Annotated in this window: 14 protein-coding genes; 9 read left to right on the top strand and 5 right to left on the bottom strand. The window is 74.9% G+C overall.

Features of this window, described 5'->3' with window-relative positions; all coding sequences use genetic code 11:
- Positions 1-104: 104 nt before the first annotated feature.
- Positions 105-1,004, top strand: a complete 900-nt coding sequence (locus tag ACR9E3_RS15925; RefSeq protein ID WP_460381255.1) for a helix-turn-helix domain-containing protein — start codon at positions 105-107, stop codon at positions 1,002-1,004.
- Here ACR9E3_RS15925 and rpmB read toward each other — a convergent pair.
- Positions 1,001-1,189, bottom strand: a complete 189-nt coding sequence (gene rpmB / locus ACR9E3_RS15920) for a 50S ribosomal protein L28 (protein WP_460381254.1) — start codon at positions 1,187-1,189, stop codon at positions 1,001-1,003. The two genes, ACR9E3_RS15925 and rpmB, sit on opposite strands and share 4 nt — an antisense overlap.
- A gap of 173 nt (positions 1,190-1,362) precedes the next feature.
- Between rpmB and recG the strand changes: the two genes are divergently transcribed.
- From recG to ACR9E3_RS15905, 3 genes are all read left to right on the top strand, one after another.
- Positions 1,363-3,603 (top strand): ATP-dependent DNA helicase RecG, encoded by a 2,241-nt coding sequence (gene recG, locus ACR9E3_RS15915; protein WP_460381295.1) that lies wholly within the window; start codon positions 1,363-1,365, stop codon positions 3,601-3,603.
- 413 nt (positions 3,604-4,016) lie between these two features.
- Positions 4,017-4,952, top strand: coding sequence for a C40 family peptidase (locus ACR9E3_RS15910; protein WP_460381253.1), 936 nt, complete (start codon positions 4,017-4,019; stop codon positions 4,950-4,952).
- Between the two features lie 238 nt (positions 4,953-5,190).
- On the top strand, positions 5,191-6,087 hold the full coding sequence (locus tag ACR9E3_RS15905) for an alpha/beta fold hydrolase (protein ID WP_460381252.1): 897 nt from the start codon (positions 5,191-5,193) through the stop codon (positions 6,085-6,087).
- Between the two features lie 60 nt (positions 6,088-6,147).
- On the opposite strand, the gene ACR9E3_RS15900 is transcribed toward ACR9E3_RS15905, so the two are convergent.
- Entirely contained in the window at positions 6,148-6,873 is a 726-nt protein-coding gene (locus ACR9E3_RS15900) for a hypothetical protein (RefSeq protein WP_460381251.1), read from the bottom strand.
- 185 nt (positions 6,874-7,058) lie between these two features.
- On the opposite strand from ACR9E3_RS15900, the gene ACR9E3_RS15895 reads away from it, so the two are divergent.
- From ACR9E3_RS15895 to ACR9E3_RS15880, 4 genes are all read left to right on the top strand, one after another.
- Positions 7,059-10,436, top strand: a complete 3,378-nt coding sequence (locus tag ACR9E3_RS15895) for a pyruvate carboxylase (RefSeq protein WP_460381250.1) — start codon at positions 7,059-7,061, stop codon at positions 10,434-10,436.
- Positions 10,436-10,972, top strand: a complete 537-nt coding sequence (gene rsmD / locus ACR9E3_RS15890; protein ID WP_460381249.1) for a 16S rRNA (guanine(966)-N(2))-methyltransferase RsmD — start codon at positions 10,436-10,438, stop codon at positions 10,970-10,972. The genes ACR9E3_RS15895 and rsmD overlap by 1 nt, the downstream gene beginning before the upstream one ends.
- 230 nt (positions 10,973-11,202) lie before the next feature.
- Positions 11,203-11,607, top strand: a complete 405-nt coding sequence (locus tag ACR9E3_RS15885) for a hypothetical protein (RefSeq protein ID WP_460381248.1) — start codon at positions 11,203-11,205, stop codon at positions 11,605-11,607.
- Positions 11,608-11,870: 263 nt separating this feature from the next.
- Positions 11,871-12,410 carry a hypothetical protein gene (locus tag ACR9E3_RS15880; RefSeq protein WP_460381247.1) on the top strand — a complete coding sequence of 180 codons (540 nt, stop codon included), beginning with the start codon at positions 11,871-11,873 and terminating at the stop codon, positions 12,408-12,410.
- 21 nt (positions 12,411-12,431) lie between these two features.
- On the opposite strand, the gene ACR9E3_RS15875 is transcribed toward ACR9E3_RS15880, so the two are convergent.
- From ACR9E3_RS15875 to ACR9E3_RS15865, 3 genes are all read right to left on the bottom strand, one after another.
- Positions 12,432-12,677: a hypothetical protein gene (locus ACR9E3_RS15875; protein ID WP_460381246.1), complete on the bottom strand. Its 246-nt coding sequence runs from the start codon at positions 12,675-12,677 to the stop codon at positions 12,432-12,434.
- Positions 12,674-13,675, bottom strand: a complete 1,002-nt coding sequence (locus tag ACR9E3_RS15870; RefSeq protein WP_460381245.1) for a hypothetical protein — start codon at positions 13,673-13,675, stop codon at positions 12,674-12,676. Before ACR9E3_RS15870 ends, ACR9E3_RS15875 begins: the two co-directional genes overlap by 4 nt.
- Positions 13,676-13,895: 220 nt before the next feature.
- Positions 13,896-14,564: a GNAT family N-acetyltransferase gene (locus tag ACR9E3_RS15865; RefSeq protein WP_460381244.1), complete on the bottom strand. Its 669-nt coding sequence runs from the start codon at positions 14,562-14,564 to the stop codon at positions 13,896-13,898.
- 36 nt (positions 14,565-14,600) lie between these two features.
- Between ACR9E3_RS15865 and coaD the strand changes: the two genes are divergently transcribed.
- Positions 14,601-15,074, top strand: a complete 474-nt coding sequence (gene coaD, locus ACR9E3_RS15860; protein ID WP_460381243.1) for a pantetheine-phosphate adenylyltransferase — start codon at positions 14,601-14,603, stop codon at positions 15,072-15,074.
- The last annotated feature ends 30 nt before the right edge of the window (positions 15,075-15,104 follow it).

Here is a 15,104-nt window from a genome sequence, read left to right as displayed (position 1 = left end):
CGTGTGCGCCGTGGAGCGAGGTCGGTGGAGGTTCCGGCGTGGTCCCACCCGGGCAACGCACGGGGACGGATGCCGCAGTGGCGGCGGTCGGTACGGCGGAACCGGTGCCCGAGCGGCCCCGCGACATCCGCGACGTCCCCGGTGGCGGTCCGACGGTCCTGCGGATGATGCTCGGCGCGCAGCTGCGCGGCCTGCGCGAGCGCGCCGGCGTCACGCGCGAGGCCGCGGGCGACCGCATCCGCGGATCCCACGCGAAGATCAGCCGGCTCGAGAACGGGCGCACCGGGTTCAAGGAGCGCGACGTCGTCGACCTCCTGACGCTCTACGGCGTCGACGACGGCGACGAGCGGGAGACGCTGATCGCGCTCGCGCGCCGGGCGAACGCGCCGGGCTGGTGGCACCAGTACTCCGACCTGCTGCCGCCCTGGTTCGAGACCTACGTCGGGCTCGAGCAGGCCGCGACCCAGATCCGCACCTACGAGCCCCAGTTCGTGCCCGGCCTGCTGCAGACCGCGGCGATGGCCCGCCACGTCACGGCGCTCGGCCACGGCTCGATGTCCGATGACGAGCGGGAACGGCGCGTCGAGTTCCGGCTGCGGCGTCAGCGCGTCCTCGACACCGACGAGCCGCCGACGCTGTGGGCGGTGGTCGACGAGGCGGCCCTGCGCCGGCTGACCGGCGGCGCGGAGGTCATGCGCGAGCAGATCGACCACCTGATCGAGGCCGCCGACCAGCGGCACGTGGTGATCCAGATGGTGCCGTTCCAGCTCGGCGGGCACGCCGGGGCGGGCGGGCCGTTCAGCATCCTGCGGTTCACGCGGGAGTCCGAGGTGCCGGACGTGGTCTACCTGGAGCAGCTGACCAGCGCGCTCTACCTGGACAAGCGCTCGGACGTGGACGACTACCTCGCCACGATGGAGCTGCTCTGCGTCCAGGCGCTCGCGCCGGCGGAGACCCGGACCGCGCTGGAGGCGATCCGGGCGGACCTGGCCGGGGTCGGCTAGCGGGCGACCTTGCCGGCCTTCAGGCAGGACGTGCAGACGTGCATCCGCTTGCGGTTGCCGTTGGCCAGGCGGGTGTGCACGACCTGCACGTTCGGGTTCCAGCGGCGGTTCGTGCGCACGTGCGAGTGCGACACCGACTTCCCGAAACCCGGGCCCTTCGCGCACACGTCACAGACGGCACTCACGGCTGAACTCCTCGACTTGCTGGTGATGTCCGCTCGCGCACCCACGCCGACAGGCGGTGCGCACCGGCCACCAGCGTAACGGAGCCCCGGTGCCGCCCCGGGTGCCGGGGTCGTGAGCGGGTCGCGCACGGCCGCTGTCGGTGCGGGATGACATCCTCGACCGCGTGGTCGGCATGGACACCTCGCTGCTCACGGCCCTGGGCGACAAGACCGCGCGGCCGCTCGCGCGCCAGCTCGAGCTGCACACGGTGGGCGACCTCCTGCGCCACTACCCGCGCCGCTACATCGAGCACGCCACGCTCACCCACAACTCCGACCGGGAGGACTCCCGGTTCCGTCCCGGCGAGCACGTCACGCTGCTCGGCACCGTCGAGAAGGTCACGGGACGGCGGATGCGCCATCGCAAGGGCCACGTCGTCGAGGCGACGGTCGCGATGGGCGCCCAGCGGTTCACGTGCACGTTCTTCAACCAGCCCTACCGCGAGCGCGACCTGGGGGCGGGCACGAAGGCGCTGTTCTCCGGCGACCTGAGCCGTTACAAGGGCGGCTGGCAGCTCGCCGCACCGGAGTTCATCGTGCTCGGTCCGGGGGCCAGCGCCCAGCTGCCGGGCCTCATCCCCGTCTATCCCGCCACCCGCAAGCTGCGGTCCTGGGCGATCATGATGGCGGTCCGCCAGGTCCTCGACGTGTTCGACGATCCCGGGGACCCGCTGCCCGAGGTGCTGCGCGCCTCCCACGGCCTCATGTCGCTCGGCGACGCCCTGCGCCGCGTGCACCTGCCCGACACACGCGAGGAGCAGGTGGCAGCCCGGCGGCGGCTGGTGTGGGACGAGGCGTTCGGTCTGCAGCTGGCGATGGCCGGGCGCCGGGCGAGCGCCACCACCCGCCCGGCGGCGCCCTGCCCCCGGCGCGACGACGGCCTGGCCGCGGCGTTCGACGCGCGCCTGCCGTTCGCGCTCACCACCTCCCAGCAGGCGGTGGGGGAGTCGCTGGCCGAAGCCCTCGCGGGCACCGAGCCGCTGAACCGCCTGCTGCAGGGCGACGTCGGCTCGGGCAAGACCGTAGTGGCGCTGCGGGCGATGCTGCAGGTCGTCGACGCGGGACGGCAGGCCGTGCTGCTCGCGCCCACCGAGGTCCTCGCCGCGCAGCACGCCCGCTCGCTGCAGGCGATGCTCGGTCCGCTGGGCCGAGCGGGCGAGCTGGGCGCCGACCCGGACGGCAGGGCCACGCGGGTCACGCTGCTCACCGGGTCGCTGGGGGCGAAGTCCCGGCGGGAGGCCCTGCTCGACGCCCAGTCCGGGGCGGCGGGCATCGTCGTCGGGACCCACGCGGTCATCCAGCAGGGCGTCGCGTTCGCCGACCTCGGCCTCGTCGTCGTCGACGAGCAGCACCGCTTCGGGGTCCACCAGCGCGACGAGCTGCGGTCGCGCCCGGGCCCCACCACGCCGCACGTCCTCGTCATGACGGCCACGCCGATCCCGCGCACGGTGGCGCTGACGCTCTACGGCGACCTCGACACCTCCGCGCTCGACGAGCTCCCCGCCGGGCGGCAGCCGATCGCCACCACGGCGGTGCCCGCACGGGTCAAGCCGCGCTGGCTCGAGCGGGCCTGGGAGCGCGTGCACGAGGAGGTCGCCGCGGGCCACCAGGTGTACGTCGTCTGCCCGCGCATCGGCGAGGAGGGCGGCGACGAGGGTGCCGAGCCCGCGGAGCCGCTGCCCCAGCACCTCGCCGGCGACCTGCTCGACCCCGAGGCGCCCGTCGAGGAGGACGAGGACGAGGCGGCCGACCCGACCGAGCGCCCGCCGCTGGCGGTCAGCGAGGTCGCGCCCCAGCTGGCGGGAGGGCCGTTGTCCGGGCTACGCCTCGAGATGCTGCACGGCCGGATGCCGGCCGACGAGAAGGACGCGGTGATGCGGGCGTTCGGGGAGGGCCGGGTGGACGTGCTGGTCGCCACCACGGTCATCGAGGTGGGGGTGGACGTCCCCAACGCCACCATGATGATCATCCTGGACGCCGACCGGTTCGGTGTCTCCCAGCTGCACCAGCTGCGCGGGCGGGTGGGCCGCGGGGCGGCGGCGTCGTCGTGCCTGTTCGTCACCGACGCCGCGGAGGGCTCGCCCGCGCTGACGCGCCTCGAACGGCTCGCGGCGACGCCCGACGGCTTCGAGGTCTCGCGGCTCGACCTCGAGGTGCGCGACGAGGGCGACGTGCTCGGGGCCCAGCAGTCGGGTCGGCAGTCGGGGCTGCACATGCTCTCCGTGCTCAAGCACGAGGAGCTGGTGGCCGAGGCGCGCGACGAGGCGCGCACCGTGCTGGCCGACGACCCGTCGCTGGCCCGTCACCCGGGTCTCGCCGCGCTCGTGCGCTCGGTGGTGGGCGACGAGCGGGCCGACTTCCTCGAACGGCTGTAGCGGCGCGGACCAGGCCCCTCGTCCGGACGCAGGACCGCGACGGATGGTGAACGCGGCCGCTCGTCGTCACCGATTCGGGCCATCGTTGCGGCGAGCGGTTCAGGTTTCGGCGGCGATGCCGATGAGCGCGGTGCGACGACCGGCGAGCGCGCTGGCGCGGCGTGGCGTGGCGTCCCGGGGTCACGGATCGGTTACGTTCTGGTGGTCGCCAGGCATCAATGCTTCGGCGGCGCGCTCGGCCGCTACGTCCGGTTCCCCGTCCGGCGGCCTCCCCGGAGCGCACCACCTCCCAGGACGGGGCGGGTGACCGACGTCGCGCCGCAGCTCCCCAGCGGCCCGCCGTCCCACGGACCCCGGCCGTCCCCACGGCCGTCGGTCCGTCGTGCGCCGCCCGGCGGGCGAGGAGATCGCGCATGACGGCTGTGCTTCCCGAGATCGGCGAGGCCCCGACCTCGCGTCCCATGGGACGTCACCGTGCCCCCGAGGACGCCACCACCGGTTCGATGGGCGTCGTCCCCGCGGAGTACCGCAACCAGGCCCGCCACGGCCACCAGGGCATGCAGGCCCCGGCCGGCCTCCCGCAGGGCGGCGCCGGGCGTCCGGAGAGCACCCACGCCCACCCGCTCTCGCGTGCCGCGCGCACCGCGGGCCTCTCGCTGGCCGCGCTCGGCGCCGTCGCGACGGCCGGTGGCATGGCGACCCACGGTCTGATCGGTGGCCAGGACGCGCCCGCCACGGGCGAGCACGCGATCTCCCCCCAGCTCGCGTCCGCGAACCTGGCGGTCGCGCCGGCCGCGCACGACACCTCGGCGGCCACCTCCTCGGTGATGCCGGTCGTGAACTCCGGCGGCGGTGCGGCGCAGTCGATCAAGCACGACTCGCCGGACTCCCGCGCCGCGGCCGCGCGCCAGACGCAGCAGCAGGAGCAGCCGCGCCAGTCCGCGCGCAGCACCCCGTCCTCGTCCTCCGACAGCCAGGCCTCCTCGGCCGGCTCGTCCGCGGCGCAGCAGGCCATCTCGGCGGCGCGCGCCCAGCTCGGCGTCCCGTACGTCTGGGGCGGCACGACCCCCGACGGGTTCGACTGCTCCGGCCTCACGCAGTGGGCCTTCGAGAAGGCCGGCATCGAGCTGCCGCGCACCTCCCGCGCCCAGGCGCAGGAGGGCCAGGAGGTCTCCCAGGACAGCATGAAGCCGGGCGACCTCATCTTCTTCAACAGCCCGGTCAGCCACGTCGGCATCTACATCGGCGGCGGCAAGATGATCGAGGCCCCGCGCTCCGGCGAGGACGTCAAGATCTCGGACACCGCGCGGCGCATGGACGACCTGAACACCATCCGCCGTCTCGGCTGAGGCGAGCTCCCCCACGCACGAGAAAGGCCCGGGCCCGTCGCCCCGAACGACGGGCCCGGGCCGTGTGGTGTGCGGAGGCTCCCCAGCTCCCACTCACCAAGCCTGAGCTACGCACCGGGTGCCCCACGGCGTTACCGCCAAACATCGACAGTGGGGTGATCGGTCGGTCTCGTACGGTGACCGGCATCCTCGGGGGGTGTCACGGACCGCCGGACGGCACCGACGGACCCCCGTCGGCGTGGTGAGGCGCCCGTTCGGCGCAGTGCTCTCGACCGTCCTGCTCGTTCTCGCGGCCGGGTGCGCCACGCCGGGGGCCGACCGGTGCCCGCCGGCGGTGCCGGTCGGGCAGACCGTGACCGTGCCCACGTCCGGGACGGCCCTGCACGTCACGCTCGCCGGCCCGCCCGGCGCGCCGGTCGTGGTGCTGCTGCACGGCTTCCCGGAGACCGCCGCGACGTGGCGACCCGTCGCCGCCGACCTCGCGCGGGACCACCGGGTCGTCGTCCCCGACCTGCGCGGGGCGGGCTGCTCGGGGTTCGCGCCGCCCGGGAGCGACGCCTACGCGACCCGGGACCTCGCCGCCGACCTGACCGAGCTCGCCGTCGCGCTGCGCCTGCCGCCCGCGACCGTCGTCGGCCACGACCTCGGCGCGATGACGGCCGTGGCCTGGGCCCGGCAGCGTCCGGAGCAGGTCGCGCGCCTCGTGCTCTCCGGTGGCGGTGTCCCGGGGTTCGGGCTCGCCGAGCTCGGTCCGCCGCATCTGGCGGCCTTCGGCCACGCGCCGCCGGGCGCCGTGGAGGCCGCACAGCGCGGCCGCGTGCGGGCGTTCCTCGCCGACTTCACCGGCACGCCGGCCTTCCCCCTCGACGAGGCGGTCGCCGCCTACGCGCCACCGGGACGCCTCGACGCGGCGATGGGCCGGTACCGGGCGCTCGACCGCGACGCCCTCGACAACCGCGCCGATCCGCGCCCGCTCGCGATGCCGGTGCTCGTCGTCACCGGGGGAGCGCCCGATCTCGCGGCCGCGACGGTCACGCCGCTCGCGCCCGGCCGTCGCGTCGTCGTGGTCCCGGGCGCGGAGCACTACGTGCTGGTGGAACGGCCGGCGGAGTTCGCCGCCGCCGTTCGTGGGTGATCAACGGGGACTTCGCGCGCGTAGAAGCAGCGAACCGCCCTTTCGCTGCGAAACGTGGGGTCAGGCGCGGAGGCGGTCGCGCAGGTCGCGGGCACCGCGGGCGGCGGCGCGGCGGACGGCCTCGGCGGCCTGGGTGTACTCCGAGCCCGGCGTCGCGACACGCGGCGGCGCGGGATCGACGGCGCGGGTCTCGCGCGCCGCGGCGGCGTCGCCCGGGTAGCCCTCGCGGCGGGCCTGGGCGAGCCCCTCGGCGACGCGCTGGGCGTCCTTCCACGCGGCGGCGGCCCGGTCGACCGCCGCAGAGAACTCGGCGCGCCGGGGGCCGCTCGGCTCGGTGTCGGTGGCGAGGAACTCGGCGTCGGAGAGCGCCTGCACGAATCGGGCGGTGGCCGGCACCGTCACGTCCGCGAGCGCCGGGCGGGCGGCCACGGCCATCCGGTCCGCCTCGAACGCGGCGTACTCGGCCTGGAGCGTGGCGAACCGCTTCTTCGCGAGGTGCCAGCGGGCCGTGTCGTGCTCGTCGAGGCGGCCCATCCGGCCCTGCGGGTGGCCGTGCACGACCGTGCGCACCCGGGTGATGCCGCGGCGCAGGGCGATCACCGTGGCGACGATCGCGGCGATGGCCGCCGCGACGAGGTCGGCGACCGCGGCCAGCAGCGCGGCGCCGAGGCCCTCGAGGTCGCCCGCCCCGACCCAGACCGCCAGGAACACCACGGGCGAGAGCAGGGCCAGCAGGATCGCGACACCGAACAACCAGGGGGCGGCGGAACGCTTCGGTCGGTCCACGGTGTCCTCCTGGGCAGGTGCGTCCTCTCCCTTGATACCGCACAGTCATGGCACGCGTCGCCTGTCGTGACGGTGCCGCGTCGATGGTCGAGCTCCGCTGCGCTGCGTCTCCCGGCCAGAACGATCAGCACGGTAGGTTGCGCCGGCCCGTGTCCCGGGTGGTGCCGGTAGGAGGGTGTCGATCGATGTTCCGCAAGGTGCTCGTCGCCAACCGTGGCGAGATCGCGATCCGGGCCTTCCGGGCCGCCTACGAGCTGGGGGCGGCCACCGTGGCCGTGTTCCCGCACGAGGACCGCAACTCCGAGCACCGGCTCAAGGCCGACGAGGCCTACCAGATCGGCGAGGTCGGCCACCCCGTCCGCGCCTACCTGTCGATCGAGGAGATCGTCGCGGCCGCGCAGCGCTCCGGAGCGGACGCCGTCTACCCCGGCTACGGCTTCCTCTCGGAGAACCCCGGGCTCGCCACGGCGTGCCAGGAGGCCGGCATCACCTTCATCGGCCCGCCGCCGCGTGTGCTGGCGATGGCGGGAAACAAGCACCGCGCCGTGGCCGCGGCGCGCGACGCCGGCGTCCCGGTGCTGGACTCCAGCGACCCCTCCGACGACCTCGAGACGCTGCTCGCGGCCGCCGGGTCCATGACGTACCCGGTGTTCGTCAAGGCCGTCGCGGGCGGTGGCGGGCGCGGCATGCGCCTGGTGCAGGAGCACGGCGGGATGCGCGACGCCCTCCAGGCCGCGATGAACGAGGCGTCCAGCGCGTTCGGCGACCCGACCGTGATCCTCGAGCAGGCCGTCGTCGACCCCCGCCACATCGAGGTGCAGATCCTCGCCGACGGTGACGGCCACGTCATGCACCTCTTCGAGCGCGACTGCTCGGTGCAGCGGCGTCACCAGAAGGTCGTCGAGATCGCCCCCGCGCCCCATCTCTCGAGCGAGACGCGCGAGCGGATCTGCGCGGACGCCGTCAAGTTCGCCGAGGCGATCGGCTACGTGAACGCCGGCACCGTCGAGTTCCTGCTCGACGGCGACGGCAACCACCACTTCATCGAGATGAACCCGCGCATCCAGGTGGAGCACACGGTCACCGAGGAGGTCGCCGACGTCGACCTCGTCGCCGCCCAGATGCGCATCGCGTCAGGGGAGACCCTCGTCGACCTCGAGCTCTCGCAGGACTCGGTCGCCCTGCACGGGTTCGCGGTGCAGTGCCGCATCACCACCGAGGATCCGGCCAACGAGTTCCGCCCCGACATCGGGATGATCTCGGCCTACCGCTCGGCGTCGGGTTCGGGCGTGCGGCTCGACGGCGGCACGGCCTACGCCGGCGCGGAGATCAGCGCGCACTTCGACTCGCTGCTGGTCAAGGTCACCTGCCGCGGGCGCGACTTCACGACCGCGGTCCGGCGGGCCCGCCGGGCGCTGGCCGAGTTCCGCGTGCGCGGCGTCGCCACGAACATCCCGTTCCTCATGGCCCTGCTCGACGAGCCGGACTTCCGCGAGGGCCGGGTCACGACGAGCTTCATCGCCGAGCACCCCGAGCTGCTCGCCGCCCGCGCGCCCGCCGACCGCGGCACGCGCCTCATGACCTACCTCGCCGACGTCACCGTCAACAAGCCCTACGGGGAGCCGCCGCGGCTCGCTGACCCGCGGGCCAAGCTGCCCGCCGCGGACCTGTCGGTCGCGCCGCCGGACGGGTCGCGCCAGCGCCTCGCGGAGCTCGGTCCGGAGGGCTTCGCGTCGTGGCTGCGGGCGCAGACGACGGTGCCGGTCACCGACACGACGTTCCGCGACGCGCACCAGTCGCTGCTGGCCACGCGCGTGCGCACCCGCGACCTGCTCGACGTCGCCCCGTCCGTCGCCCGCACCACGCCGGAGCTGCTCTCGCTCGAGTGCTGGGGCGGCGCGACGTACGACGTCGCCCTGCGCTTCCTCGCCGAGGACCCCTGGGAGCGCCTGGCCCGCCTGCGCGAGGCCGCGCCGAACCTGTGCCTGCAGATGCTGCTGCGCGGGCGCAACACCGTCGGCTACACGCCCTACCCGACCGAGGTGACCGACGCGTTCGTCGCCGAGGCCGCCCGCGTCGGCATCGACATCTTCCGGATCTTCGACGCCCTCAACGACGTCGGTCAGATGCGCCCGGCGATCGACGCGGTGCGGGCCTCCGGCGGCGCCGTCGCCGAGGTCGCCCTCTGCTACACGAGCGACCTGATGAACCCGGCCGAGGACCTCTACACCCTCGACTACTACCTGCGCCTCGCCGAGCAGATCGTCGAAGCCGGGGCGCACGTGCTCGCGATCAAGGACATGGCCGGCCTGCTGCGCCCGCCGGCCGCGCGCACGCTCGTCACCGCCCTGCGGGAGCGCTTCGACCTGCCGGTGCACCTGCACACCCACGACACCGCGGGCGGCCAGCTCGCGACGCTGACCGCCGCGATCGACGCCGGGGTGGACGCCGTCGACGCGGCCGTCGCCTCGATGGCCGGGACGACCTCGCAGCCCTCTCTGTCCGCGCTCGTGGCGGCCACGGACCACAGCGACCGCCCGACGGGGCTCTCGCTCGACGCGGTCAATGCGCTCGAGCCGTACTGGGAGCTGGTGCGCAAGGTCTACGCGCCGTTCGAGGCCGGCCTCGCGTCGCCGACCGGGCGCGTCTACACCCACGAGATCCCGGGCGGGCAGCTGTCGAACCTGCGCCAGCAGGCCGTCGCGCTCGGGCTCGGCGACCGGTTCGAGCAGGTCGAGGACGCCTACGCCGCGGCCGACCGGATGCTCGGGCACCTGGTGAAGGTGACGCCGTCGTCGAAGGTCGTCGGCGACCTCGCCCTGCACTTCGTCGGCGCCGGCGTCGACCCGGCGGCGTTCGAGGCGGAGCCCTCGAAGTTCGACATCCCCGACTCGGTGATCGGCTTCCTGCGCGGCGAGCTGGGCGACCCGCCCGGTGGCTGGCCCGAGCCGCTGCGCTCGCGGGCCCTGGAGGGCCGCACCGAGCGTCCGGGCCTCGCCGAGCTCTCCGACGACGACCGCAAGGGCCTCGAGTCCGACCGTGCCTCGACGCTGAACGACCTGCTCTTCCCCGGGCCGACCAAGGACTTCCGCGAGCACCGCCACGCCTACGGCGACACCTCGGTGCTGCGCAGCCAGGAGTTCTTCTACGGGCTGGAGTCCGAGCGGGAGTACGCCGTCGACATCGACACCGGCGTCCAGCTGCTCATCGAGCTGGAGGCGATCTCCGAGCCCGACGAGCGCGGCATGCGCACGGTGCTGATGTCGCTCAACGGCCAGCTGCGCCCGCTGCAGGTGCGCGACCGGGCCGTCGACACCGACGTCAAGGCCGCCGAGAAGGCCGACCGCAGCAACGCCGACCACGTCCCGGCGCCGTTCGCCGGTGTCGTGACGCTGCAGGTCGGCGAGGGTGACCGGGTCGAGGCGGGGGCGACCGTCGCCACGATCGAGGCCATGAAGATGGAGGCCTCGATCACCGCGCCGAAGGCCGGGACGGTCGAGCGGGTCGCCATCGGGTCGGTGCAGCAGGTCGAGGGCGGCGACCTGGTCGTGGTGCTGAGCTGATGACCCGGATCATCGGCGGCGCCGCCGGTGGCCGGACCATCGCGGTGCCGCCGACGGGCACGCGCCCGACCTCCGACCGGGTGCGCGAGGCGGTGTTCTCGGCCCTCGAGGCGCGCGGGGCGATCGAGGACGCGGAGGTGCTCGACCTCTTCGCCGGCTCCGGGGCGCTCGGCATCGAGGCGCTCTCGCGGGGGGCGTCGACGGCGATCCTCGTGGAGCGCGACCCGCGGGCGTGCGGGGTGATCCAGAGCAACATCGGCGTCGCGGGCGTCCACGGCGCGATGGTGCGCCGCAGCGCCGTCGAGGCCTTCCTGAAGAAGACCCCGGGCCCCGTCGACCTGGTCTTCGTCGACCCGCCCTACGGCGACCCCGTCGACGACGTCCTGGCGCGCCTGCCCCGCTGGCTGCGGAGCGGGGGTGTCGTGGTCCTCGAGCGCGACACGCGCTCCCCGGCCCCGGTGTGGCCCGACGGCCTCGAGCCCGAGGAACCGCGGACCTACGGCGAGACGACCGTGTACCTGGCGACCGCCGCCTGACGTCCGGGCGGCCGGGTGTTCGAGCGATGCGGCTTTCCTGGCGTGTGACGCCAGGATCGCCACATGCTCGCCGCGGCGACACGCCGGGGCGGGACTCTGGCGAAGCAAGATCCTCGGTTGTGGAGCGAACGCTCCGCTCAGCGGAACGATCGCTCCACAACTCCGGATCTTGCCGCCGTCGCGTCGCCCGGGGGCGGAACATCCCGGGGTGCGCCGAGCGTCCGAGCACCGTGACCGTCCAGCCCACCCCGCGGTGGCAGCCCCCGTACCAGGTCGTGCGCGCGGACCGCCGCGAGCGGGCCGTCCGGGCGCACTCGATCACCGCGCTCGGCGTGATCCTCGGGCTCGGCGGCGTCGGCGCGCTGCTCGCGATGATCGTGGGTCTGCTGATGGCCGACGACTGCACGCGCCACGGCTGGGCGTGGGGGTCGGGCTCCCCGGACTGCTCGGTGACGGCCTGGTGGCTGGACCTCGTCGTGTCGCCCGCGTCCGTCGCCCTCGGCGCGGCGCTGGCGATCACCGGGCTCGTCCTGGCCCGTCGCGGCGGCGGCCACGGCTGGGCGTTCGCGGCGTGGACGGTGTGGGGCGGGTCCTGCGCGGTGTGGTGGGCCTCCGTCCTCGTCGTCCTCACCTGATCGCGGACGGCGTCCGCGCCGGCCGCGACGGGGCCACGCGGCGGACGGACGGACGCAGGCGTGACGGTGGGCGGATCACGGTGCGCTGGTGGGGCGCACCGGATGGGCCGGTCGGAGCCACTTCGCCCCGAGGTCGGGATCCGCGGCGTCGAACGGCCGTGACCAGGGAATGTCGGGCTCCCACGCGGCGGGACGATCACCCGACCCGGACCGCGCACCGACCGGACGCCGGCGTCCGGATGCCCCGGGAAGGACCAGCAGCCATGACCGAACCGCTCGGCCTCGAGTCCATCGACCTTCACGGGACGATCGTCATCGGTGGCCGCACCGTGCGGATCGACATCACGACCGAGAGCGAGCCGCCGCGAGGCCGCGACGCGGGTGCGGGCGCGCCGCCCGCCGACGAGCTCGACGACGCGCTCGACGACGAGTTCGTGGACGAGGAGCGCGACGACGAGCCCCGGAACGAGGTCGCGGACGACGAACTCGCGGACGACGAGCTCGCGGACGAGGTCGCGGACGAGGTCGAGGACGAGGAACTCGAGGACGAGGAGTTCGAGGACGACGAGCTCGATGACGAGGTTGAGGACGACGAGCTCGAGGGCGAGCTCGAGGACGACGTCGAGGACGACGACGCCGAGGACGCCGAGGACGCCGAGGACGTCGAGGACGACGACGCCGAGGACGCCGAGGACGACGACGCCGAGGACGTCGAGCCCACGGACCGCGGGGCCGCGGAGGCCGGCCCGTCGGAGAAGCCGCGGCGGCGCGGGCGGCGGACGAAGGCCGGATCGCGCGGCTGATCCCTCCCGGCGGCCGGTGGGTCAGCGGCCGCCGGGCCGATCGGCGTTCTCCGACGGGTCGTCGGTCGCCTCGAGCCAGGACAGGATCGCCGCGTCGACCCGGATGTCCTCGTAGGTCACGTGGGCCGCCACCTCGTCGGGGAGGTTCGTCCGCCGGCTCCCGTGACGGGTGGCGTCGATGTGGACCCGCGGTTCGGCGTGGAAGCGCACGCGGCGGGCCCGCACCGCGGCGCGGACCTCGACGTCGGGCGTGCGGTCGTCGTTCACCCGGTCGCCCGCCGCGCCGGCCGGGGGCGGGTGGACGAGCCGCGGCGCGAGGCGCTCTTCGGCGCGGAGTCGCCGCTGGAGTCGCCGCTGGAGCCGCCGGTGGAGTCGCCAGCGCCCTCGTCAGCCCCGGAGGCCTTGCGGGGGGACCGCCGCCGGCGGGCGCCCTGCGGTGCCCCGTTCCCCGACGCGCCGCCGGACCCGTCCGACTCGTCGACCGGCTCGGACGCGGTGCCGGTCGACGCCACCGCCGAGCCCACTGCGGACGCCGTGTCGTCCGCCGTCCCGGCGACGTCAGCGGTCACGTCGCTCGCCGCGCTGCCCACCTCGTCGGCGACGTCCGACGCGGCTTCGCCGACGCTGCCGACGGCGTCGCCGGCAGCCTCACCGACGGAGCTGCCGAGCTCGCCGACCGCCGACCCGGCGTGTCCGCCGAGCTCCTCCACCGCGGAACCGGCCGCGCTCCCGACCTCGCCGACCGCCTCGCCGACGCCCGACCCGACCTCGCGGACGGCGTCCTGCGCGGTCCGCGCGATCGTCTCGAGGATCGCGGGGTTGCGGTCGATGGTGGTCAGGACCCGGTCGATGATCGCCGCGACCTCGTCGAGGCGGACCTTCAGCGTCGCCTCGGCCGAGACGCCGTCGATCTCCAGCTCCACGGAGCCCAGCTGGGCGTCGACACCGACGTTGAGCTTGAGCAGATCGAGCACCTCGGCCTGCAGGGAGACCTTCGCCCGCAGGTCCTCGACCTTCAGCCCGATGTGGTCGACCTCGAGCTTCGGAACGTCGAGGTAGACGTCCGGGCGCGAGGCGGCCTCGCCGCCGCGCTGCGCCGTGGCGCGCTGCTCGGGGGAGCGTCGGGCGCGGGGCGTCTCCCCGCCGTCCTCGGCTCGGCGCCGGGAGCCGCCCTCCTCGCCGTCCCCGGCGCGGCGTCGGGCTCCGCCCTCCGCGGCGTTCCGGACGTGGCCGCCGTTGCGGCGCCGGGCTTCTCCTGTGGCCATGGGGCCTCCTTCGCGGGATCGCAGGAGGATGGCCGCCCGGGCTCGGCCGGGAAACGGCTCCGGTCAGCCGCTCCCGACCCGCCTCCTGCCGCGCGTCGGCGCGTCCGACCGCGTCGGATCGGTGGGCGACACGGGGCAGGCTGCGCGCCGGCGTGTCGCGCCGCGAGGCTGTGGCGATCCTGGCGTCACACGCCAGGAAAGCCGCATTGCTCGAACAGCCTCAGCCGCCCTGCTCCAGCGCCGCCAGGAACGCGTCGACGCCCTCGACGTCGACGTCGGTCAGGCGGCGCTTCCGCCACGCCGCGGGGGTGATCGCCGCATGCACCTCGACGACGCCGTCGGCGCCGGTCTCCCGGTGGGTCTCCCGGTAGCCGCAACGGGCCGTCACGCGGCGGGAGGCGGCGTTGCCCTCGGCGGCGCCGGTCACCGCGCGGGTCGCGTGGAGGTGGCCGAACGCCAGCTCGAGCAGCATCAGACGGACGCGCCGCCCGATGCCGCGTCCCTGGTCGGCGCGGGCGAGCCAGGACGACGTGCGGACGGTGCCCGCCGGGTCGTCGAGCTCGTGGGCCAGGACCGCCAGCCCGAGCGCGCGGCCGCCGTCGAGGACCGCGAGCGGTGCCCGCCAGCGCGCCGCCGTGGGCGCCTCGCGCAGCCGCCAGGCCCATTCGACGAACCGCCGGGCCGCGTCGGCACCCGTGTCGGACGGCCACCCCAGCAGCTCGCCCTCGCGTCCCGGCTCGACGATCCCGCCGGGCTCACCGACGATCTCGGCGAGCTCCAGCAGCTCCTCGTCGGTGGGCGCGACGAGCACCGTGCCCGCGTGGGCCACCCGCAGCCCGAACTGCGGGTAGAGCGCGGCGAGGTCGGAGCGCAGGAGGTCGGCGTCCACGCCCGTGATGGTCCCGCTCTGGAATGATCAGGCGCCATGGCGATCGCGGTCTGCCCCGGCTCGTTCGACCCCGTCACGCTCGGGCACGTCGACGTCGTGACGCGGGCGGCCGCGCTGTTCGACGAGGTGGTCGTCGCCGTGGCCGTCAACCCGAACAAGCAGGGCCTGTTCACCGTCGACGAGCGCCGCGAGCTGCTGGCCACCGCGCTCGAGGGCGTCGACAACGTCCGCACCGACGCCTTCTCCGGCCTCGTCGTGGACTACTGCGCCTCGATCGGCGCCGCGACGCTGGTCAAGGGTCTGCGCACGGCCGTCGACTACGGGTTCGAGGAGCCCATGGCGCAGATGAACCGCCACCAGACCGGCGTCGACTCGACCTTCCTGATCACCGACCCGCGGTACTCCTTCGTGTCCAGCTCGCTGGTCAAGGAGGTCGCCCGCGGGGGCGGCGACGTCAGCGCGTTCCTGCACCCGGAGGTCCACCGGCGCCTGATGGCCCGCATCGGCTGAGTCCGGAGACGCGGGTCGGTCGCCCCCGAC

Source organism: Actinomycetospora sp. C-140 (genome assembly GCF_054796175.1).
This window is presented reverse-complemented; position numbering and strand designations above follow the sequence as displayed.

Bases quoted from the DNA above. Each gene is read 5' to 3' on its own strand.
- recG (WP_460381295.1), top strand. From the start codon at position 1,363: ATGGACACCTCGCTGCTCACGGCCCTGGGCGACAAGACCGCGCGGCCG.
- ACR9E3_RS15910 (WP_460381253.1), top strand. From the start codon at position 4,017: ATGACGGCTGTGCTTCCCGAGATCGGCGAGGCCCCGACCTCGCGTCCC.
- ACR9E3_RS15895 (WP_460381250.1), top strand. From the start codon at position 7,059: ATGTTCCGCAAGGTGCTCGTCGCCAACCGTGGCGAGATCGCGATCCGG.
- rsmD (WP_460381249.1), top strand. From the start codon at position 10,436: ATGACCCGGATCATCGGCGGCGCCGCCGGTGGCCGGACCATCGCGGTG.
- ACR9E3_RS15880 (WP_460381247.1), top strand. From the start codon at position 11,871: ATGACCGAACCGCTCGGCCTCGAGTCCATCGACCTTCACGGGACGATC.
- ACR9E3_RS15870 (WP_460381245.1), bottom strand. From the start codon at position 13,675: ATGGCCACAGGAGAAGCCCGGCGCCGCAACGGCGGCCACGTCCGGAAC.
- coaD (WP_460381243.1), top strand. From the start codon at position 14,601: ATGGCGATCGCGGTCTGCCCCGGCTCGTTCGACCCCGTCACGCTCGGG.